Annotated in this window: 18 protein-coding genes and 3 pseudogenes; 4 read left to right on the top strand and 17 right to left on the bottom strand. The window is 70.6% G+C overall.

All coding sequences use genetic code 11. The annotated features are described in order from the left end of the window. Window positions 1-10: 10 nt before the first annotated feature. From ACF062_RS07315 to ACF062_RS07295, 5 genes and pseudogenes are all read right to left on the bottom strand, one after another. On the bottom strand, window positions 11-1,342 hold the full coding sequence (locus ACF062_RS07315; protein ID WP_392136813.1) for an O-acetylhomoserine aminocarboxypropyltransferase/cysteine synthase family protein: 1,332 nt from the start codon (window positions 1,340-1,342) through the stop codon (window positions 11-13). A gap of 44 nt (window positions 1,343-1,386) precedes the next feature. Next, window positions 1,387-2,505: a homoserine O-acetyltransferase gene (locus tag ACF062_RS07310; RefSeq protein ID WP_392137674.1), complete on the bottom strand. Its 1,119-nt coding sequence runs from the start codon at window positions 2,503-2,505 to the stop codon at window positions 1,387-1,389. A 284-nt stretch (window positions 2,506-2,789) separates the two neighbouring features. Continuing rightward, a pseudogene (locus ACF062_RS07305) lies at window positions 2,790-2,945 on the bottom strand (VOC family protein); the annotation flags it as partial. A gap of 150 nt (window positions 2,946-3,095) precedes the next feature. Further along, a pseudogene (locus tag ACF062_RS07300) lies at window positions 3,096-3,296 on the bottom strand (hypothetical protein); the annotation flags it as partial. 278 nt (window positions 3,297-3,574) lie between these two features. Then, window positions 3,575-5,503, bottom strand: coding sequence for a DNA/RNA helicase domain-containing protein (locus ACF062_RS07295; protein ID WP_392136812.1), 1,929 nt, complete (start codon window positions 5,501-5,503; stop codon window positions 3,575-3,577). 464 nt (window positions 5,504-5,967) lie between these two features. Between ACF062_RS07295 and ACF062_RS07290 the strand changes: the two genes are divergently transcribed. After that, window positions 5,968-6,096, top strand: a complete 129-nt coding sequence (locus ACF062_RS07290) for a DUF6408 family protein (protein WP_226599771.1) — start codon at window positions 5,968-5,970, stop codon at window positions 6,094-6,096. Between the two features lie 463 nt (window positions 6,097-6,559). Here ACF062_RS07290 and ACF062_RS07285 read toward each other — a convergent pair whose 3' ends face one another. The 9 genes and pseudogenes from ACF062_RS07285 to ACF062_RS07245 all read right to left on the bottom strand — a co-directional run bounded on the left by ACF062_RS07285 (window position 6,560) and on the right by ACF062_RS07245 (window position 13,160). Beyond that, on the bottom strand, window positions 6,560-7,099 hold the full coding sequence (locus ACF062_RS07285) for a hypothetical protein (protein ID WP_392136811.1): 540 nt from the start codon (window positions 7,097-7,099) through the stop codon (window positions 6,560-6,562). After that, complete coding sequence (locus tag ACF062_RS07280; protein WP_392136810.1) at window positions 7,039-7,662, bottom strand: hypothetical protein; 624 nt, start codon at window positions 7,660-7,662, stop codon at window positions 7,039-7,041. The genes ACF062_RS07285 and ACF062_RS07280 overlap by 61 nt, the downstream gene beginning before the upstream one ends. A gap of 346 nt (window positions 7,663-8,008) precedes the next feature. Further along, a pseudogene (locus ACF062_RS07275) lies at window positions 8,009-8,356 on the bottom strand (type II toxin-antitoxin system death-on-curing family toxin); the annotation flags it as partial. Beyond that, complete coding sequence (locus tag ACF062_RS07270) at window positions 8,353-8,541, bottom strand: ribbon-helix-helix protein, CopG family (RefSeq protein WP_392136809.1); 189 nt, start codon at window positions 8,539-8,541, stop codon at window positions 8,353-8,355. The gene ACF062_RS07270 and the pseudogene ACF062_RS07275, both read right to left, overlap by 4 nt. Before the next feature lie 360 nt (window positions 8,542-8,901). Further along, window positions 8,902-9,321, bottom strand: coding sequence for an ATP-binding protein (locus ACF062_RS07265; RefSeq protein ID WP_392136808.1), 420 nt, complete (start codon window positions 9,319-9,321; stop codon window positions 8,902-8,904). Window positions 9,322-9,704: 383 nt separating this feature from the next. Continuing rightward, a complete protein-coding gene (locus tag ACF062_RS07260; RefSeq protein WP_392136807.1) occupies window positions 9,705-10,934 on the bottom strand; it encodes a peptidoglycan-binding protein in 1,230 nt (409 codons plus the stop codon). Between the two features lie 130 nt (window positions 10,935-11,064). Beyond that, entirely contained in the window at window positions 11,065-11,865 is an 801-nt protein-coding gene (locus tag ACF062_RS07255) for a hypothetical protein (protein WP_392136806.1), read from the bottom strand. A gap of 3 nt (window positions 11,866-11,868) precedes the next feature. Beyond that, window positions 11,869-12,381 (bottom strand): signal peptidase I, encoded by a 513-nt coding sequence (locus ACF062_RS07250; protein ID WP_392136805.1) that lies wholly within the window; start codon window positions 12,379-12,381, stop codon window positions 11,869-11,871. Window positions 12,382-12,509: 128 nt separating this feature from the next. Then, on the bottom strand, window positions 12,510-13,160 hold the full coding sequence (locus ACF062_RS07245) for a hypothetical protein (RefSeq protein ID WP_392136804.1): 651 nt from the start codon (window positions 13,158-13,160) through the stop codon (window positions 12,510-12,512). A gap of 435 nt (window positions 13,161-13,595) precedes the next feature. On the opposite strand from ACF062_RS07245, the gene ACF062_RS07240 reads away from it, so the two are divergent. From ACF062_RS07240 to ACF062_RS07230, 3 genes are all read left to right on the top strand, one after another. Further along, on the top strand, window positions 13,596-14,477 hold the full coding sequence (locus ACF062_RS07240; RefSeq protein WP_392136803.1) for a MurR/RpiR family transcriptional regulator: 882 nt from the start codon (window positions 13,596-13,598) through the stop codon (window positions 14,475-14,477). 322 nt (window positions 14,478-14,799) lie between these two features. Next, on the top strand, window positions 14,800-15,972 hold the full coding sequence (locus ACF062_RS07235; protein WP_392136802.1) for a hypothetical protein: 1,173 nt from the start codon (window positions 14,800-14,802) through the stop codon (window positions 15,970-15,972). Further along, the gene (locus ACF062_RS07230; RefSeq protein WP_392136801.1) at window positions 15,959-16,693 is read left to right on the top strand and encodes a response regulator; all 735 of its coding nucleotides are present in this window, start codon (window positions 15,959-15,961) and stop codon (window positions 16,691-16,693) included. Before ACF062_RS07235 ends, ACF062_RS07230 begins: the two co-directional genes overlap by 14 nt. 29 nt (window positions 16,694-16,722) lie before the next feature. Here the strand turns inward: ACF062_RS07230 and ACF062_RS07225 are convergent, their stop codons facing one another. The 3 genes from ACF062_RS07225 to ACF062_RS07215 all read right to left on the bottom strand — a co-directional run bounded on the left by ACF062_RS07225 (window position 16,723) and on the right by ACF062_RS07215 (window position 19,649). After that, on the bottom strand, window positions 16,723-17,001 hold the full coding sequence (locus ACF062_RS07225; protein ID WP_392136800.1) for a hypothetical protein: 279 nt from the start codon (window positions 16,999-17,001) through the stop codon (window positions 16,723-16,725). Between the two features lie 340 nt (window positions 17,002-17,341). Next, window positions 17,342-18,283 (bottom strand): C40 family peptidase, encoded by a 942-nt coding sequence (locus ACF062_RS07220; protein ID WP_392136799.1) that lies wholly within the window; start codon window positions 18,281-18,283, stop codon window positions 17,342-17,344. A gap of 55 nt (window positions 18,284-18,338) precedes the next feature. After that, window positions 18,339-19,649: an SPFH domain-containing protein gene (locus ACF062_RS07215; RefSeq protein WP_392136798.1), complete on the bottom strand. Its 1,311-nt coding sequence runs from the start codon at window positions 19,647-19,649 to the stop codon at window positions 18,339-18,341. Window positions 19,650-19,823: the final 174 nt, after the last annotated feature.

Raw genomic sequence — 19,823 nt, 5'->3', positions numbered from 1 at the left:
GCTGCTGCCCTCACTGCTTCGTCGCTCGGCCGGGGGCCGAGGTGGCTGCCGCCAGTGCGGTCGCCAGGTCGGATGTGATGTCCTCGATGCCTTCGATGCCGGTCGAGAACCGGATCAGCCCCGGCGCCACGCCCGCCGCCCGCTGCTGCTCGGGGGTCAGCTGGTAGTGCGTCGTACTGGCCGGGTGGATGGCGAGACTGCGTACGTCGCCGATGTTGGCGAGGTGGCTGACGAGTTGGAGGCCGTCGATGAACCGCGCGCCCGCCTCCCGCCCGCCGGCGAGCTCGAAGGAGACGACCCCGCCCGCTCCGCGCGGCAGGTACTTCCGCGCCAGTGGGTGCCAGGGGCTGGACGGCAGCCCGGGATGGTGGACCGCCGAGACCTCGGGGCGGCCCTCCAGCCAGTGGGCGAGTTCGAGGGCGTTGCTGACGTGCCGCTCCATGCGCAGCGACAGTGTCTCCAGGCCCTGGAGCACCAGGAAGCTGGTGAACGGTGTGGTGGCGGGGCCGAGGTCGCGCAGCAGCCGCAGCCGCAGTCGGCGGGCATACGCGCCGGGCCCGAACTCGTCCCAGAAGCGCAGCCCGTGGAAGCTCGGGTCGGGCTCGCTGTACTTCGGGAAGCGGGCCGCGTGCGCGCCGAAGTCGAAGGTGCCGTTGTCGACGACGACACCGCCGATGACCGTGCCGTGCCCGGAGAGGTACTTCGACGTGGAGTGCACCACCACGTCGACGCCGTGCTCGGCGGGCCGCAGCAGGTACGGCGTGAGCCCCGTGTTGTCGAGCACGAAAGGCACACCGGCCGCGTGCGCGACATCGGCCACCGCGCGGATGTCGAGGAGATTGTTGCGGGGGTTCCCGACCGTCTCGCCGAACACCGCCTTCGTGGTGGGCCGCAGAGCCCGCCGCCACGATTCGGGGTCATCGGGATCGTCGACGAACGTCGTCTCGATCCCGTACTCGGGCAGCAGATGCCGGAGCAGGTTGTACGTTCCGCCGTACAGCGTCGCGCTCGACACGACGTGGTCACCGGCACCCGCCAGATTGAGGATGGCCAGGGCCACGGCGGCGTGCCCGGAAGCGACGGCCACGGCGTCGACGGCGCCCTCCAGGGACGCGATGCGCCGTTCGAGCGCTTCGTGCGTCGGGTTCTGGATGCGCGAGTAGATGTTGCCCTTCTCCTCCAGGGTGAACAGGCGCGCCGCATGGGCGGTGTCCTGGAACGCGAAGGCTCCCGTCTGGTAGATCGGCACGGCTCGGGCCAGCGTCGTCGGGTCGGGCGCCGTTCCGGCGTGGATCTGCCGGGTCTCGAAGGACCAGGCCTCGGGCGCCATCACTTCCGTCATTGCGTCGTTCCTTGCTCTCTCGGTCCTGCTTGCCGATGGTCCGTTCACCGCAGTGCCTGCCGGAGGACGGCGCCGACCTGCTCGTGTTCGATGAGGAATCCGTCGTGTCCCGTGGGCGACTCGACGACGGAGAAATGCGCGCAACGCGGCAGCCCGCGGGCGATCCTGTGCTGCTCGTACGGCGGAAACAGCCGGTCACTGCTGAACCCGAGGACGAACGCGTCCGCCCGTACGCGGCGCAGAGCCGCGTCCACACCACCGCGGCCGCGCCCGATGTCGTGCCGGTTCATGGCGTCGGTGAGCACGACGTAGCTGCCCGCGTCGAAGCGGTGCACGAGCTTTTGGGCGTGGTGGTCGAGGTAGGACTCGACGGCGTAGCGGCGGATTGGCGGGGTGGGGGCGCCCCCGCCTCCCCCCGGTATCGAACGTCTCCCCTCCCTCTCGACCCGCCTGCCGAAGCGTTCTTCCAGCTCGGCGCCGCCGCGGTAGGTGATGTGGGCGATGCGGCGGGCGTTGCCGAGGCCACGGTGCGGGCCGCGGCCGGCCGGAGCCCCGTAGTAGTCGCCGCCCCGCCAGTGCGGGTCGCTGCGGATGGCGTGCAGTTGGGGAACGGACCAGGCGATCTGGTCCGCCGTGGCCGCCGCGGAGCAGGCCAGCACTCCCAGGGTGCGCACCCGGTCGGGCCGGCCGACGGCCCATTCCAGGGCGCGCATGCCGCCCATGGAACCGCCGAGGACGGCCGCCCAGGTACGGATCCCGAGGGCATCGGCGAGACCCGCTTCGGCGGCGACCTGGTCGCGAATCGTCAGCGCCGGGAAGCGCGACCCCCAGGGGTGGCCGTGCCGCGTCGTCGAGGCGGGCCCGGTGGAGCCCTGGCAGCCACCGAGAACATTGGGCGCGACGACGAACCAACGGTCGGTGTCGACCGCCCGGCCGGGCCCGACGAGCCCGTCCCACCACCCGGCGGTGGGGTGCCCCGGCATCGCCGGGCCGCTCGCATGACTGTCGCCCGTGAGCCCGTGCAGAACGAGCACCGCGTTCGACGCGTCCGGGGCGAGCCGGCCCCAACTCTCGTAGGCGAGCCGGACATCGGGGAGTACGCCACCCCCCTCCAGCCCCAACGGAGCGGGCAACGCCACCCACTTGCGCCGCCCGGCCGCCATCCCCGGCACCCAGGCCCCACTGACGGGCGCCCCCGGCCGAACGTCGGCCTCCGCATCCACCTCGACATCCGCGTCCGGACCTTGGAACACGGCCGGACGAATGCCCCCGGCCCGACGAAGCCCCAGGGCCAGAACGCTGTCTGTATCCATGCCGGAGAACCTAGAAGCGCACCTGCGCGGCCCGGCACGGCCGAGCCGCTACTTCGTCATCTCCCCAGCGGCCGGGCGGTGCGGGGGCCCGCAGTAAGTCAGGTTCCCCTCGATGCAGCCGCCGATCAGCGACAGCCCTCGATCAGGACGAGTTTGAGCGAGGGCTCGGTGAGCGCGAAGTCGGCGTAGCAGTCGCGGAGTTTGGCCGACTCGGCGCCGAACAGCTTGCTGTAGAACGCGACGGACGCACTCAGGTCCGGGACGCGAAGGGCGAGTTGGACACGGGGCATGGCGTACCTCCTGCGGGGTGAGGTGGTCCGGGAGTACGTCAGCAGCCTCCCGACGCGCCGGGGGCGCCGACGCCGGTCTGGGTGACGGACGGCCCGGCAGGAGCGGCGCAGCAACCACCGTCCTGCGACTGGTCCGCTTCAGGGGCGTCGGTCGATCGGCGGGGCCAGTGCGACGGGGGCCTCAAGGCGCTCGGCGATGTCCAGGCGGATCTCGGAGAGGAAGGACAGGTCGGGGCTGAAGCCGGTCAGCACGATGACCTCGTCGACCGGGTCGAGGCGGCGGCCGTCCTCGGCGACCAGGACCAGCCGGCCGTCCGCGGCCCGCTCGACGGCATCGGTGCGTATTTTCGTTGGCGTTGGTCGAAACGGTCCGGGTTCAAGCCGAGCAATGTTCCGGCGGAGCAGTGCGTGGCCGGGAAGCACTCGCGGACACCCCGCTCCCACCCGGTGCGAGGTGCAACTGCCGCAGCGACCACATCAGGCGCTCATTCCCCTCCGCGCCGAGCGGTCGGACGCACCCCTCACACGCTCAGTTCCCTGAACCGCCCGCCCAGCCATCGGGGCATCGCTCCTGCCGTCTATCGGTTCGTCAGGCTGCTGCATATTGCCCCGGCGGCTGGACACTTCGGTCACAGCTTCGGAACCCCGAGGTCAGCGAAGAGTTGCCTGGTCTTCGGGTCCACGGAGTACAGCACCGTGCCTCGAATCGAGCGAGTCAACAGAACTCCGTAGGCATTGCGAATCCGCTCCAGCAAGTCCTTGTCGGAGGGGATCCGACGAGCCTTACTGCGCACATGCTCACGATCCACGACCCATGCGTCCCCGGCCCAGGTGTAATCGGCCCCCATGATCACTCCGCCCCACTCGTACTCCAGGCCCTGTGCTGTGTGTACACAGCCGATCTGACCGAAGCCGCCGGGATCCGTAGCCCAGAACCGTCGCTTCGGCACTCCGGGAGTGCGGTGGTTATCGCCGGCATTCCACGGCCGGGCCCAACCCTTCTCCGGCGCAACGTCCGGTGCCGTGCCTGTGTCGTCGGTCCAGTCCCAGCACATGCCTGCACTCATCCGGGCGCTCAATCCGGCATCCAGCTTGGATTGCAGGAACTTCTCCATGCGGGCGGGGCTGTCCGTGTAGTACAGCTCGAAGGGCTCCGGGTCCTGCTCGTCATCGGCATGCCACGGCACAGGATCACCGTTGAGGAAACGTTTCACCCATGCGTCGTAGGTGGAACTCCCCACAGCTCGATAAGCCCTTTCGAGCCTGATCGGTACGATCTCTGCTCTCAACTCGTAGATCGCGTCGATGAGTTCCTGCTCAGACCAGATCTCCTCGGCGAACAGACGTTGGTCACCGTCGACAAAGAAGACAGGCACCCTGGCCCGAGTCACGATCACCGAGACAGAGGACTCGCCTCGTCGCATGGCGAAAGAACCGGTCTGTGGGCGCTCGGTAAGCCGGTGCGCTTCGTCACACAACAACAGATCGAGCTCATTGGCGGCCACATCGTCGGCGACCTTGTTCAGCGTCGGAAACGCCTTGCCCTTTCCCCTGGCGCCACGCTTGAAGTTCTCCCGGGACGCGACACCTCCCGAAACAAACTTCGCGCCATACCCTTCTTTGAGCGCTTGCCCTAGCAGGGTCAGTGCAATAAGAGACTTCCCAGTGCCCGCTCGGCCGCTGATCACGAACACCTTCTTAACGCCGGGTGACGGCGAGCGGAGAGCGTCCATCACGCTGTTCACAGCTTCAAGCTGCTTCTCAACCAGGCTGAACTGCGTGTGACCGTTGACGATCGCCCCAACTTCCGATGTCAGGAGGGCAGCGGAGCGGCGTCGATCGAGCAGCGCCTGGGCCGCCGACGCATCCGCGACCGGCATGAAGTGGGACTGCAGGAATGAGCGGAGATCCGCGGGCTGGCGGGCAGTGAACGTCGGGATGCCTGGCGCCGGCTTGATCCTGCTGATCCACTGCGACTCACGGTCCTTCAGGTTGTGCAGATATGCGGCGCCGACGAGGTGGACGTAGCGGTCGTCGAACATGCTGTGGTGACGTCGCAGCGAGTCCAGGTTTTCCTTCACTTGCATCGCAGGATGCTTCTTGTGACGACCGTAGTCAGGCATATAGACACAACCGAGAGCGCACTCATCACAGAGAGTCCCAGCGGCGCTCCGACACGAGGCGCAGAGGCCGTTCGTCGCCATGGACGGATCGGGACGCAAGACCGTGCGCCATTGCTTCAGCTCGATTGCGGCGTAGCTGTACCCACCTTTGGGGTGGGTGCCGGCGAGGACTACATCAATGGGGTTCATCTTCTCGTGGACTCGGTACTCCACGAACACGTAGACCTGTCCGAGCCCGAGGTTCGTCAGGGCCGTGGCAACCTCGTAGACGCTTTCCCTCCACGATGCGACATCCCCCGCCGAGGGTTGCTTCCCCTTCGGGTGAGCAAGTTCGTAGCACTTGGTGATCTCAGGAACCACACGATCCGGGTCCCGCACCATCTCCTCGGCCGGCCAAAACGCCTCCAGGTCCGACCACTTGCCCCCGCCTGTCATGACCGCTTACCCATCCCCGCTCTCGACTGCTCGGTCCGGCAGTCACCGTACCTTGACATGCGCCTGGCGGTATCGAAGGGGTGTACGAGTATTTCGACAGTCAACAGGACTAAGTTGCGATGGCCAGCCAGCAGGATTCGGAAGCCGACGACGAGCAACGCGACCGAGCGCATGGGTGAACCGACCCGGTAGCGGGCGGCCACAGCCCCAGGCCCGCTCCCACCTATAGTCACGAACGGACTCAGACCCAAAGCACATGGCGAATCCAGTGGCTACGCCCTGCTCCACTCCATTAAAGTGCGACTGCGCTGCGGGCCTTCCCGGAGAGCACGCACAGGTTCTTGCAACCCATGCACCGGCCATGAGTCGCGGTGGTCGCTGTCACCACTTCGCGTGCGGCGAGCCAGCGGATGCCCGGTAGGGCGTCCCTACCATTCCGACTCACAGCTGTGGAGTGGTTTCGCATGAACCCTGTCGAGTGCAAGTCCACGCGTCGTATCTGGTTCCGCAAGGTTCTGATCGACATCTCCGCCGGGGTCATCTCCAGTCTCGTGCTGGCGACGCTGGCGGCGGTAGCGCATCTGCTGTTCTGAAGCAGGCTGGTGGCGGGCCCGGAGAGCCCGCCACCTACTGACCTTCCCGGGATGTGGTCGGATGATGGGTCAGCTCAAGTCCGGTGCCGGTGAGGCACCCGTCGTGAACCCTCCTGTGGTGACGATCACAGCGATTCGGCACCGTCGTCGTGGCGGTAGGTTCCGTTGACCCGCTGGACTTCCTCTCCGACCCTTCGTTCCGGTCGCAGCCGCTTGCCTCAGCGCCAGCCCGACAACTGCGGAAGCCAGCCCGAAGCCGGCCCACACCGGCCACTGCTGGGCCACCTGCCACAGTCCGACTAGCCCTGCCATGCTTCCGAGCCCCCACGCCCAGCAGGGAATCGCGGCCCACCCGCCCTGGCTGCGGCTGCGCCGCATCAGCCGACTGCCCCGAAGAGCGTCCACGGGGAGTCGCGCGTAAGAAGAGCGGGCCGGAGCCGTGGACGCGCGAACCCGTGAAAGGTCAGCGGCCGGGCGTGTGCTCGGTCACGAACGTGTAGCCGTACGGCAGTTCCCAGCCGCCCGCCTTGCCGCGCCTGCGGCAGTGCTCCCGGAAGGCCGCGCGCTGAAGGTCGCTGGGCAGGCACCCCGGTCGCAGGCCTCGCAGATGACCTGCGACGAACTGAGCGCCGCGCAGTCCCACCCCGTCCGGTTCGCCACCGCCCCACGGACGTATCACCCGCGGCCTGGCGGGGCGGTAGCCAATGAGGAGAATGGTCCGCTGTCCGTCACGCGGCGGGAAGTGCGGCTGCCCCCAGGCGTCCCGGCTACCCAGGGCCGGCTCCAGAAGACGTTCCGCGAGCAGTTCCACGACGGCTGAGTCCAGAGCGGCGGCCTGCGACCGGGCCGGTCGGCGCCCATAGACCGCGCTGGGCAGGACCGACCGGTCCAGCAGGGCGTGACCGTCCAGGGTGAGCAGACCGCAACGGCGCACGGTGCGCATCACCAGTTGCCGGGGACCCAGCCCGACCGCGCTGTCGCCGTGGCGGCTGCTGCCCGGCACGTCCTCCCTGTGAGCATGCGGGGGTCGTAACAGTGCCCCGTCTCACGGTCACCGGCCTGCGCCCGTTCCTTCAATCGTGTTGTTGCCAGCCGAATCACCGTGTCGCCACGGAGCCGTCGCAGCTCCAGCATCAGGCCGGGGAAGAAGTCACCGGGCCAGACGATTCCCGTCAACCGCCTCGAATCGTCCCCGAGTTCGGCCGCGACGTACTGCACCGCCTCCTTCTCGTCCAACGTCTCACCAGCATGGTCGACTTCGAGGCGAAGCGTGGGGTGCGTGCCGCGGGGCCGGCAAAGGTCCTGTGCGACGAACGGGTGCAGGGGAAACCAGCCGCCGATGAGATGGGCCAGCCGCAGGGATGCCCTCCAGACGATCTCCTGCGCGTCGCTCCGCAGGAGTTCGCCGGTGCCGAGGGCGTCGTCGTCGGCGAGGGGCGCATCTACCGGTTCCAGCTCCGTTTCCGGCTCCGGCGGTGCGAGCAGTGTGGAGTTCCAGCCGCGCGCCCGGCCGGGACCAGGGGGTCTCCGGGTGCCTGCGTCACCGGGATGGTGGGACCGCCACACCCCTCCCCCCGCTGCTCGTACCGCCGCACTCCACCACCCCCGTCGGCACCGGACCGCCGGTCACCTTCTTGATAAGGCCGCCCATTGCCACGATCCGTGCACTCGACACACGGACCGCATACCGACCTCACGCATCAGCTGACGCCCGATCAAAGAGGATGTTCCATGAGCGTCAGGGCCGCCTTGCGCGGACCCTGTGAAGACCGGGGGCAACACTCGCCCACCGTTCCTTCCGGGATGGAACCGCAGGTGTCGAGCGCGCCCGGCCACGCCCGAGCAACCCACGAAAACCGCAGGTCAGATGCCCTGTGCGATAAGCACCAGAAATCGCCACGTACTCCACATGTACATCGACGTTGTCCTGCGCGACTTCCTCGACGAACGGGCCGGTCACGAAAATGGGCGGCGGGACGGTGCTCACGCTGACGCCGTTGAATCGCAGGAAGACACGCATGGCGAGCCAGGCGGTGCGCTTGTTGCCGTCGATCAGCGCACGGTTGCGGGCGACGGAGTGCAGCAGTGCCGCAGCCTTCTCGTGCAACGTGGGATACAGCTCGGCCCCGAACACGTTCGTCCGGGGCCGCTCGATCGCCGACACCAGGAGCCCCATGTCACGCACGCTGTGCTCGGTACCGTTGACTGTACGGGCGACGGCCAGAATCTCGTCGATCCGGATGTAGCGCGGGTCCGTCACTTCAGGTAGTCCAAGACCTCCGCATCGCTGTCCATCAGCTCGGCGAGGACGTCATCGACCTTCAGCTCGGCCCGGTCCTGGGCGTCACGGATGGCCTCAATGACAAGTTCCTGCATGCCGCGGCCCTCCCGACGAGCCCGCTCGGTGAGCTTCGCGTCAAGGTCGTCGGGGAGTCGAAGTGTCATCGCCGTACAGAGATGACACCAAGCCGGTACCAAGTGGCGCGATCGGGCCGCGCTCGGCTCCGCGGAGCGTGGGACCAAGCGGTTGTGCGCATCGCTGCCGCGGAGGCCCAAAGACTTCCATTGCGAGCGTCAACCGAGCGTCAAGAAAGTTGCCCCACTCGCGATACCCCGCGTGGGGAAGCCCGCCGCCGTACACCAGTGACCGTCGGCCTCCACCTCGCCGCCATCTTCATCTGGTCGGCGAGATGATCCGGAGGAAACGGCCCAGGTCCCTACAAGCCGCTTCGTCAGCGGGGAAAGGTGCTCCTCGGTACCCATTCGCGGAAAGGGAACTCCACCTTGCCGACGCCCGCGGACGCTTCACGCGGCGACGCGCCCCGCGGTGTGAGCGAAGCGGGTGGCGTCCGTGGCGGGAACGGCGCCCTCGAAGGGGATGGAGTCCACCGGGGCGTCCGAGCGGTTCCAACGCGCCTCCACGGTCTTGCCGTCGCGGCGCGGCAGCACTGTGAGCTGCCCGCACAGGCTGCGCGCGATGTGCCATCCGTAACCGCCCGTGCCGGTCACGTCCGGGACCCGGGGAGCGGGCATACGCGTGCTGTGGTCGTCCACTCGGGCGACGAGCGCGTGCGGGCGGGCCTGGAGGCTGAGGCGCCAGAAACCCTCGGTGTGCCGTACCGCGTTCCCCACGAGCTCACTGATCACCAGCAGCACGTCGTCCTCCCGCGCCCAGGGACAGTGCCTCTTCACGTACGCGCGGGCCGTCCTCCTGGCCTCTGCCACATCCGCACGGGTGGAATCGACAACGAACACAACAGTTCCCCAATGAGTGATGGATTTCTGAGACTCATTCAAGGGTGTACGAACGAACCGGCCCGGTGGAATGACCGTTGGTGCCCGGACGAACCGCAAAGGTGAGGGCCTTCCGGCCGTCCCGGCGAGGGCTTTTCGGTCCCGGAACGAGGAACCGACGGCCACGCACGCATACCCTCCGCTCTTGCCCGGTTGTTTCGTGCTGTGCCACTAAAAGCGATATTCCTCCTTGCATGGGATGTGTCTCGTTGAATGGGATGGACCTCATGGAATGCCTTCCCGTCCGGGGTGTCTTACCGATCCGTGTGCCCGACGCGGGCTTCCCGCCCGAGGGGTGAGCAGGGGCGGGCCCGTCAGTGGAAGAGGCGGCGCCAGGTTTCCGGGCCCGGGCGGCCGTCCGCGTCGGCGCCGCGCCAGCCCTGGGCGCGCTGGAACGCCTCGACGTTGCGGCGGTCGCTCTCCGACCAGCTGGGGCCGGGGCCCACCGCGTAGTGCTGTCCGAACCCCTTCTTCACCAGTTGCTGCCCGAGTTGGGTCACGAAGGAATTGGACTGTCCCGGACGGAAGACTCCGCGCCCGGGGAAAGCGGGGACACCGTCCGCCGTCCCGCCGCCGCCCGATGCCGCCGGGATGTTGTGGCCGGTTCCGTTGGCCAGGAGCCGCCAGGTGTCCGGTCCCGGTATGCCGTCCGCCTCCGCGCCGTGCCAGCCCTGGGCGCGCTGGAACGCCGCGGTGGCCTGCTGGTCGGCCTGCCCCCAGGACGGTCCGGGGCCGGTGGAGTAGAACCGCGCGCCGCCGCGTTGCACGAGCATTTCGCCCAACTCGGTTATGTAGTTGTTGTGTTGGCCGGGGCCGAAGACGCCTGCGCCGGGGAAGGCGCCCTGGGCGGGCCGTGCCGGGGCGCCTCCGCCGCCCTGGCCGCCGCCGGGCGTGACCGCCCGCGAGCGGTAGGCCACGTACCCCGAGGTGTGGTTCCAGTACGGGAAGGGGGTCACCCGCCGCAGCGCGTGGGGCGGGGTCAGTTCGTAGGCGACGTAATGGGTGTGGGAGGCGTCCGTCCAGCCGCCGAAGATGACGACGTGTGAACCGTGAACGGGGTTGGCCGCATTGTGGTAGAGCAGCATGTCGCCGGGCTGGAGGTCGTTCTTGCTCACCCGGACCCCGTAGGAGGCCAGGCTCCCGGTCCACTGGCTGCCGGACAGGCCCCACGCCATCGACACGAACCCCGAGCAGTCCTGCCGGTAGCCCTCGAAGTAGCTGCCCATGCTGTACCGCACCCCGCGGTCCACCCAGTGCTGGGCGTGGCGGAGGATCTCCGTCCGGCTCGTCACCGCCCCCTGCCGGGCGGTTGCCTGTACCGCGGTGTGACTGGCGGCGGCCGGGCCCGGCGCAGCGGCCGCGGGCTGGGCGGCGCACACCTGGACGGCGCCGCCGACGGTGGTGGCGGTCGCCATCGCGACCATCAGCGCGCCGGTCGTGGCGCGGCCCACCCGGGCCGAACGCGCCGCGCACCGGCGCGCGTCGCAGTCGGGGCAGTCGCAGTTGGACGGGGCGAGGACTTCCTGGAAGAGGGGGAGGGACATGCACACTGCTTTCGGGTGGAGGCGGGGGGCACCGCCGCGCGTCCCGTGGGTATGTGGGCAGGCGGACACGCGGGCGCGCGGAACCACGGGCGCGCCGGTACGGGGGCGAGGGGATATGAGCGGGCGGGCGTCAGGCCTCGACGGAGGCGGCGGGCGCGGCGTCCGTACCGTCCGGTGTGGTCCGGCGGCGGTTGACCAGGACGGCGGTGCCGGCGCACAGCGCGCCGACGCTGAGCAGGATCAGGCCCCACAGGCCGCCGGCGCCGGTGTGGGCGAGTGCCCCGCCGAGTGACGAGCCGCCGGTGGAGTCCGTGCCGCCGCCGGAGCCGGCGGTGGCGTCCGCCCCGGTGGCGCCGCCCGTACTGGACCCGTCCCCCTGGGCCGTTCCTGTCGCCTGGAGGGTGACGCGGGCGGTGGCACCGGCGAGGGCGGGCGGCAGGTCGGCGGGGACGGCCAGGGTCAGCTTCAGGTGGCGGGTGTCGCGGGCGGGGACCGTACGAGCGCCGCCCAGTCCGGCCGGCTTGGCCAACGGCGTGCCGGGGGCGGAGAGTTGGGCTTCGCGACCGCCGCACTTTCCGTTGCGCCAGGCGACCGAGCATTCGCGTACACCGGCGACCAGGCCCCCGCCGTCGGTGAGCCGGCCGGTGCCCCACAGCCGCAGCGACTGCGCCAGCGGGGCGCTGTGGTCGGAGACCACGTCGAGGTAGCGGTCCACCTGGTCGCCGGGGTGCAGGCCAAGGGTGTCGGCCGTCCAGGAGACGCCGGGTCCCGAGCGGACGTAGACCAGTTGCGGGTTGCCGGCGGACCCGTCGTGGCCGGCGGCCGCGGCCGGCACCGCAGCGCCCAGTACCGCCACCGCCCCCAGGGCCGCCGCCGCGCCCCTCCGTGCGGCCGGGCGCACCGGCCGCTTCTCATGCCGTGCGAAATGCACGCTTCACGCTCCTTGATTGTGTCGTCCACCGCTCCGGGGCACGAGCCGCCGCGCGCCCCAGCCCAGGAAGTACAGGCCGAGCAGCGCACCGCCGAGCGCGACCGGCCCGGCCTGGTGCGCGGCCTTGGCCACCGTCCCGACGTGGGGGACGACCGCGACGACCCGGGCGTACTCGCCGGGGCCCGAGAGGTCGACCTTCCAGGGATCGGGGCCCGGATTGGCATCGCCCTTGGTCGTGAGCACCCGTCCCGCCGCGTACTGCTCGATCGCGGTGACCCGGTGCAGAACGGGCCGGCCGTCCTTGGGCGTCCACGGCTGCGGGGGCCGGAACACCAGGACCTGGCCGGTCCGGATGTCCTCGGGAGCGAGGGGCCTGGTCACCGCCAGCGAGCCGGGCGGCATACCGGGCCGCATCGACGGGGTGAGCACCGGTACGAACCGGACGCCGTACGCCAGCCAGGCGATGCCGGCGGCCAGCGCGCCGAGCGCCAGGGCCGTGACCAGCAGGGTCATCATGGTCCTGAACGCTCGGCGGGCCATCCGCGCCGCGGTGGTACGAGCCACCGCGGCGCGGGGAACCGGGGGCGGGCTCGAGGCCGCTCGATGGTGCCCGCCCCCGGAGTTCCGCGCCGTGAGGCCGGTCATCACTTCCCGTCGGCGGACGGGGTACCGCTGCCGGTGAAGCCGAAGGAGATCGACTTGATGGTCTGGTCCTTCACCTGGTCCCAGTTCTTCTCGGTGCCGTCCTTGAGGTGGACGTGCAGCGTCACCGGGAGCTCGTTGCTGCCGTCGTGCATCAGCTTTCCGCCGGACAGGGCGGCGAGGGAGACCGGGAGCGTGGTCTTCTTGGCGATGTCCGCGGCCGAGAGGCCGGACGCCACACGCCGGCCGTCCGCGTCGACGTCGACGACCAGCTGCTTGGCCAGGCCCTCGTTCGCGTCGGTCTTGGCGTAGTTGACCTTCAGACCGACCGTGTCGATGTCGGTCTTGCCGCCGGCGGTCAGCTTGACGGTGGTCTGCGCGCCCTCGCCGTCGTTGGCCATCTTGGCGTTGGTCAGCTCGTCGGCCAGGTCGGCGCGCTGGTGGCCGTTGACCAGCAGCGAGACGTCGGCGTTGGTGTCGGGGTCGGGACCGTTCTGCGTAGTGGTGCCGAAGAGGCCGGAGGTCGCCAGGCCGGTGGAGGTGCTCAGGGCGTAACCACCAGCGGCGAGGAGGCCCGCGCCGGCCAGTACGGCGACACCGGCGATGGCCTTCTTCTTGCGCGAGGCCCGCTTGGTGTTCTGCTCAGTTTCCACAGGAGATCTCAACTTCTTTTGTGTGTAGGGGATTTGGTTGGAGGCTTTCGCCGGAGGCGCACGAAGGTGAGGTTGCATGCGCCTCCGGCGAGGGAGCGGGCCGGCCGAGGTCACCTCTCCGATGCCCGCCCCGCTGGGGCCCGGCGCCAGGAAGCGCGGCACCAGGACCCCAAGTCAGGATTTGCGGGCTATGTCCGCAAACCTGCGTTCGGAACCCATTAGAGACGCAAAGATCATTGCAGTCAAATCCATATGCAACGAATGTGGCGTGCCGAACGCTCAGAAGCGCAGGCGGAGGCGCAACGGGTGTTGCGCCGGGTCGCGAGCCGGATGCGAACCGGGAGCGGGCTTCGGCGTCGCGCACCGCCATGCCCTGCCGCCCGGGCCCGTAGACTGGGGCGCGTATCCGCGCCGCGGCGCGGCCCCAAAGTGGAGGTGGGAAGGTCGCTCCAGGTACGCATCGCGGAGCAGCTGGCGAAGTTGCCGCGCGGCAGCCAGGCTGCCCGGGTCTTCGAAGTCGTCCAGACCAACCCGCAGTTCGCCTCCTACGCCTCCGCGCGTGACATGGCCCAGCGGGCCGGTGTCAACGCCTCGACGGTCACCCGCGCGGCCCGCCAGATGGGGTTCGGCGGCTGGCCCGACCTCCAGCTGGAGGTGCGCAGCCAGTACCTCTCCGCGCTGTCGACGCCGGAGCTGCTCGACCGGCACTCCACCGAGATGACCGAGACCCCGGCGCGGGCCGCGCTCCATCAGGACGCCGACCACCTGTCACGGATGGCGCAGAGCCTGGACCCGGACGAGATCAAGGCGCTCGCGGCGGCCATCATGGCGGCGCCGCGCACTCTGGTCGCCGCGTCCGGCAGCTTCGCCGCGCCGGCCATCGTGCTGTCCTACGTGGGTACAGGCATGGGGTTCGACCTGCGCCTGGAGACCCAGGCCGGGACGGAGCGGGTGACGCAGCTGGTGGGCCTGCCCCCGGGCGGCTGCTTGGTGATCTTCAACTTCTGGCGCACTCCGCATGAGCTGATCACCATGGCGCAGGCCGCGTCGCGCCGCGATCTCACGGTCTGCCTCGTCACTGACCGCCGCACCAGCCGACTCGCGCAGGCCGCCGATGTCGTGGTGGCCATCCCCAGCGAGAGCACGTCGATCTTTCCCACCCTGACGCCGGCGGTCGCCGTCAGCCAGGCCGTGCTCGCCGAACTCGCCGCCGGCCGCCCCGAGCAGGCGGCCCGTGCGACCAGCGACATCGAAGCGCTGTGGGGCGACATGGATCTCATGGCCCCGTCGACCGTGGTGCCCGACCCGGACCAGTGAGCGGTGCGGGGCGGTGATCGCCCCGACAGCCCTTCCCGCCCCCTCTTCTCGCCCCTCGGTCGGTGCGCGCGTCGCTCATTTTGGTGCATGCCCGCAGTTGTGCAACGATTGCTGCAACCCCGGGTGCATGACCCTGGGCGAAGAACGCGCGAAGAACGCACCGCTCTCGTCGCGGAGCGGTGCTCCGGCAGCGCCCGGATGGCCGCCCGTACCCAGGCCCTGCCGCACCGCGCCCCGCCGCGCCCAGGCGGCGGACCTCACCAGGGCCTCTCCCCCACGGGCCGCGCCGTACCGCCGCCTCATACGAAGGAGCGACAGCAGCATGAGACATCACAGAGAGGCGGAAACCGCCCGGAAGACGGCTCCCCGCCCGCGGCACGCCCGGCCGCACCGGGCCCTGTCCGCCAAGAGCCCGGGCACCGCCACCGCGCTCGCCCGTCTCCTGACCAGTGCCACGGCCTCGGCGGACACGCCCGGCCCCGGTGTGGTCGCTCCCGTGATCACCCGGCCCGCGGACGGCTCCCCCACGCATGTGGGCCGGCACAACCCCCGGATCATCTTCGCCGGCTCCGGCGAGCCCGGCGCGCGGATCTCCCTGTCCTACGGCCCGGACCGCACATCGATGGCGCTCAGGGGCAGCGTGCGGGTGGGCGGGGACGGTACGTGGGTCGCCACCGCGCTGAAGGACTCCGTTCCCGCCGGTACGTACGACATGTACGTCAGCGAGGACGCCGCACCCGGCCAGGAGGACAAGCGCACCCTCACCTTCATCACCGACCGGAACGTGTCCCGGCTCCAGTGGGACGTGAAGAGCACCACCAGCCGGGTCCGGGCCGGCGGCACCACGCGGCTCTACGGCTGGACCAACTCCATGGGCCCCGTGGGTGACGTGGCGGTCCAGCTGACGACCCAGGGCCGGCGGTTCCCTCTCGGCACGTTCGCCACCGAGCCCTACGGGAACGGCAAGAGTTCCGCGGTCTTCGACGTCAGCGGTGTCCCCGTCCCGGTCGGCGTACCCGGGGGCATGGCGAATCTGGTGGTGCCCGTCGCCTTCCCGACCCCCGAAATCTCCGGGGTGGCACGCACGAAGAAGGACGTCACCGTCACCGGCACCACGCTCGGTGACGAGGGCGGCAAGGGGCGGATGCAGGTCCTCGGCGCGGACGGCACATGGTTTGACCAGGGCGGGTACTCCGGCAGCGGCACGTTCACCCTGCACGTCGACCCCGCGAAGCTCGGCGCCACCTTCGCCGTCCGCTTCGTGGACGGCTGGACCGACAAGGCCACCCCCGCTTCTCCGGCTCAGCACACCCCCGCGCCCTCGCAGGCTCCGACCCCCGACTCCGCACGGAGCCCGCAGTCCGCGGAAGGCTCGGATTCCACGCCGGCCCCCGAGCCGACGCGCAGCGCGCAGCCCACGCAGGCCCCCTCGCCCGCGCCCGCACAGACCCCCTCGCCCACGCCCACCCAGGCCACCGCCGATGACAAGCGCTGACGGCCCGATCCGGGTGTTCGTCCTCGACGATCACGAGATGGTGCGCCGTGGGGTGGCCGGTCTGCTCAACGCGGAGTCGGACCTCACGGTGGTGGGCGAAGGCGCGACGGCGCAGGAGGCGCTGGCCCGCGTCCCCGCGCTGCGTCCGGACGTCGCCGTGCTGGACGTGCACCTGCCCGACGGTGACGGCGTGGCCGTATGCAGCGCGCTGCGCACGGCCGCGCCAGGGGTGGCGTGCCTGATGCTGACCACGTACGCCGACGACGAGGTGCAGCTCGACGCGCTCACGGCCGGGGCCTGCGGATTTCTGCTGAAGCAGGTGCGCGGGCCGGAGCTGGTGGGCGCGGTGCGGGAGGCGGCCGCGGGGCGCTCGCTGCTCGGTCCCGGCGCGGTCGCCGCGCTCATGGAACGAGTGCGCTGCGGCCGCAAGCCGAAGCGGGGCCTGGACGCCTTCCCCGACCTGACCGAACGCGACCTGCAGATCCTGGAGTTGATCGGCCAGGGGCTGACGAACCGCCAGATCGGGCAGCGGCTGTTCCTGGCCGAGAAGACGGTCAAGCACTATGTCTCGCGGCTGTTCGACAAGCTGGGGGTGGAGCGCCGCGCCCAGGCGGCCGCCATCGCCGGGCAGGCGGCTGTCCTCATGAGGAGAGGCCAGGGGCCGTGCGCGGGTTCGGGCCAGGAGCAGGGGCGGAGCCTCGTCGGCCCGTCGGTTCGCTGAGCGTGACGGCGGCCGCGGACCGGTCGCCGTCACCAGCCCACCAGCCCCATCACCGCCACGGGGATGGAGTCGATCTCCATCGGGTTGCCCGGATCGATCACCACCAGGACGGCCGCGCCGGGCGGCACATCGCCGGGAACGGCCACCCCGCTGCGGCGGAAGTGGCCGGGCCCGCCGCCCGCCCCGCCGGCGCCGATCCGCGCCAGGCTGTACGTCGCGCCCTGAGCCACCAGGAAGACGTCCACCGGACCGGCGCGCCGGGACGCGCCGGTCCACCCCGCGAGCGAGATACGGGCCCCCGGTCTCACCCGTGCGTCCGTCCGCGCGGCATCCCATCGCAGTTGCGGTACAACGCCCGCACCGCTCGCGTGTTTCGGTCCAGCGGAATCCGTCACGGTCGGGCCCTACCTTTCAAATGAGTCGGAACTGGTCATTTGTAAGAGTCGGTGGGCCCGGGGCCCCGGGTATGGCTGTCACGGCGGAGACCGCGAGATGGGTCAAGGAGACTGGCCAGACCTGGCTGAAGAACCGCAAGATCCGTGGTGCCGCGGCCCTTGCGAAGTCGGCCGTGGAGGCCGCCGGGCAAGCGCGCCAAGGTGCGCGGCTCACCACCGTTCACCCCGGCGCACCCCGGCCCATCGAATCCGCTCAGCCGACCCGGCCGTAGAGCGTGGGGTTGTAGTACGAGAACGAGGAGATCCGCACGGACTTGCCGGGGCGCGGGGCCTCCACATACTGGCCGCCACCGAGGTAGATCGCCACGTGGTGGATACCGGAGGGCGAGCCGTTGGAGGACCAGAAGACCAGGTCACCGCGGCGCAGCTGCGAACGGGAGAGCTTCGCGGCGGCGCGGTACTGGGCGTCGGCGACCCGCGGCAGCGAGATGCCCGCACGGCGGTACGCCTGCTGCACCAGGCCCGAACAGTCGTACCCGTACGGGCCGTTGCCACCCCAGGTGTACGGCTTGCCGAGCTGGCCCATCGCCCAGCGGATCGCGGCCTCCGTACCGTGGCTGCCATGGCTGCCACGGTCGGCATGCCCGGCGCGGCTCCTGGACGACGAAGCCGGGGAGTCGGTCCGGGCCGTCGAGCCGGAGCGGCCGGTGCGGGCCTCGTACTTCCACTGGTGGCTGGTCCACCACCAGCTGCCGCCCTGCTGGTACCAGTACACCCGGTCCGTGGTGTCCCAGCCGGCCCGGCCCCGGAAGGTAGGACGGGGGTTGTGCCCGGCGGAGGAGGACGAGGGCGCGGTGTGCGTGACCCCGGACGCGCCGGCGCCGGACGCCGAACCGCCGGTGTGACGGAGGTACTTGTCGTAGTGGCTGGTCCAGCGCCACCAGCCGGTGGCGTCCTGATACCAGTACTTGCTGCCGTCCCAGCCGACGTGGCTCGGCGCCGGTTCGGCGGCGGCGGTCGTGCCCGCGCCGATCACGGCGGCCGCGCCCACCGCGGCCGCGACCGCGCCACGTACGGCGCAGCGGGCGCGCCGTCCGCCGTGCCGTCCCCCGCCGGCCTCAGTGCCTGCCGCGCCCGCGCAGAACGCACAGGCGCAGTCCGCGGGTATCTCCTCGGTGAATTCGGGAGTGCGCATGCGCTCACCTGCCTTCCGTGTTGCGTGTTCGGTATTCCGTGTGTAAGGGGTCCACTCAGGTCTCCGCCGGTGCGCTGCCCCGCGAGGTGTAGAAGGCGATGGTCAAGTCCCGTACCAGCGCCCGGCGTTCGTAGTCGTCGAGCTCGACCAGGCCGCGCGAGGTCAGCCCGTGGATGGTCTCGGCCACGGCGTCGATGACCGAGGTCAGTACGGTGCCGCGGTGCTTGGCATCGAGGGCGGCGATCTGGCTGCGCCGCATCGCGGCCGCCACCTCCGGCGCGTACTCGAGCCGGGTGGGCTGGGCGGAGAAGATCTCGATGCCCACCGGCAGGCAGCCGGCGGACAGGGTCTTCGTCAGCGTGTCGCCGACCGCCTCCGCGTCCCGCAGGGTCGGGGTGTCCTCGTGGAAGGCGTCGGCGGGCAGTTGGGAGAGCACCCGGGCCATCGCCGCCTCCACCTGTTCGCGCAGATACGCCTCGTGGTCGTTGACGGCGAGCAGCACCCGCGCGGTGTCCTTGATCCGCCACACCACCAGGACGACGACGCGGAGTTGGATGCCGGCCGCGTCCACGGCGGGCATCGGCTCGCTGCGCCAGTGCCGCAGCCGGACGTCCACTCTGCGGCGCAGCACCAAAGGGTTGATCCAGACAAGCCCGGTGCGCCGCACGCTGCCCCGGTACCGTCCGAACAGGCTGAGCACCCAGACGCTCCCGGCCCGCCCCCGGGTGAGCCCGCCGAGCGCGAGCAGCGCCACGACTCCGCCGCACCCGACCAGCGTCCACTCCCACAGCCGCACGGGGCCGTGGTCCGGGACGAGCGGCAGGCCCGCGGCGCGTACCGCACGCTCCGGGAGGAGGCCGTGCCACCAGAGCACGGTCGCGCAGCAGGCCGAGGCCAGGACGGCGAGGAGGATGGCCGCCCAGCCGGAGAACGAGCGGCCTCGCCGTTCCACCAGCGCGGGGTCGGCGGAGGGGGCGCGGCGCTGTGAGGGGTTCTCGCCGACGCGGTGGGGGCGGGGGCCGGGAGGGGCCGCGGCCGCCGGGCGCTTCTTCGGGCGGCGTGCGGCCGGAGCGGTTCCGGCGTCGGCGGGGGCCGGTGGCGGAGCGGTTGGGGCCGGAGCCGGGGCGCCGCCCTTGGCGGCCGGTTCGGCGGGTTCCAACAGCTCCTTGACGAGAGCGATCCCGGCCACGGCCACGTCCTGCGGGCGCGCCCGGCCCTCGGTCGGGACGGGCGTGTGCGCCGGACCGGTGGTCTCCGGGCGCGGTGGTGCCACGCCCACCGAGGGCAGTTCCTCGGTGTCGTCCTCCGATTCGCGCGCCTCGTCGGGGCGGTGCGTCCCCTCTTCTCCCCTGTTCGCGGCTGCCATAGTGCTTCGCTCCGTCTCCGGTCTCCGGCGTCATCGGGCGCGCGGTGTCGCGCCCGTCCGCGCTCGCGGCGCGGTCCGTGACCCACCGGCCCCGGCGTATGTCGTGGTGGCGATGTGTCGTTGCGGCGATGCGTCGAGGTGGCGGGCCACGGCCGATGATCTTGCGCCTGCAAC

Origin of the sequence: Streptomyces sp. NPDC015345 (assembly GCF_043078805.1) — a bacterium.
GTDB lineage: Bacteria > Actinomycetota > Actinomycetes > Streptomycetales > Streptomycetaceae > Streptomyces.
The sequence above is the reverse complement of the archived record's forward strand: the minus strand, read 5'-3'. Positions and strand labels throughout refer to the sequence as shown.

Bases quoted from the DNA above. Each gene is read 5' to 3' on its own strand.
- ACF062_RS07315 (WP_392136813.1), bottom strand. From the start codon at position 1,342: ATGACGGAAGTGATGGCGCCCGAGGCCTGGTCCTTCGAGACCCGGCAG.
- ACF062_RS07310 (WP_392137674.1), bottom strand. From the start codon at position 2,505: ATGGCGGCCGGGCGGCGCAAGTGGGTGGCGTTGCCCGCTCCGTTGGGG.
- ACF062_RS07295 (WP_392136812.1), bottom strand. From the start codon at position 5,503: ATGACAGGCGGGGGCAAGTGGTCGGACCTGGAGGCGTTTTGGCCGGCC.
- ACF062_RS07290 (WP_226599771.1), top strand. From the start codon at position 5,968: ATGAACCCTGTCGAGTGCAAGTCCACGCGTCGTATCTGGTTCCGCAAG.
- ACF062_RS07270 (WP_392136809.1), bottom strand. From the start codon at position 8,541: ATGACACTTCGACTCCCCGACGACCTTGACGCGAAGCTCACCGAGCGG.
- ACF062_RS07260 (WP_392136807.1), bottom strand. From the start codon at position 10,934: ATGTCCCTCCCCCTCTTCCAGGAAGTCCTCGCCCCGTCCAACTGCGAC.
- ACF062_RS07250 (WP_392136805.1), bottom strand. From the start codon at position 12,381: ATGATGACCCTGCTGGTCACGGCCCTGGCGCTCGGCGCGCTGGCCGCC.
- ACF062_RS07235 (WP_392136802.1), top strand. From the start codon at position 14,800: ATGAGACATCACAGAGAGGCGGAAACCGCCCGGAAGACGGCTCCCCGC.
- ACF062_RS07230 (WP_392136801.1), top strand. From the start codon at position 15,959: ATGACAAGCGCTGACGGCCCGATCCGGGTGTTCGTCCTCGACGATCAC.
- ACF062_RS07220 (WP_392136799.1), bottom strand. From the start codon at position 18,283: ATGCGCACTCCCGAATTCACCGAGGAGATACCCGCGGACTGCGCCTGT.
- ACF062_RS07215 (WP_392136798.1), bottom strand. From the start codon at position 19,649: ATGGCAGCCGCGAACAGGGGAGAAGAGGGGACGCACCGCCCCGACGAG.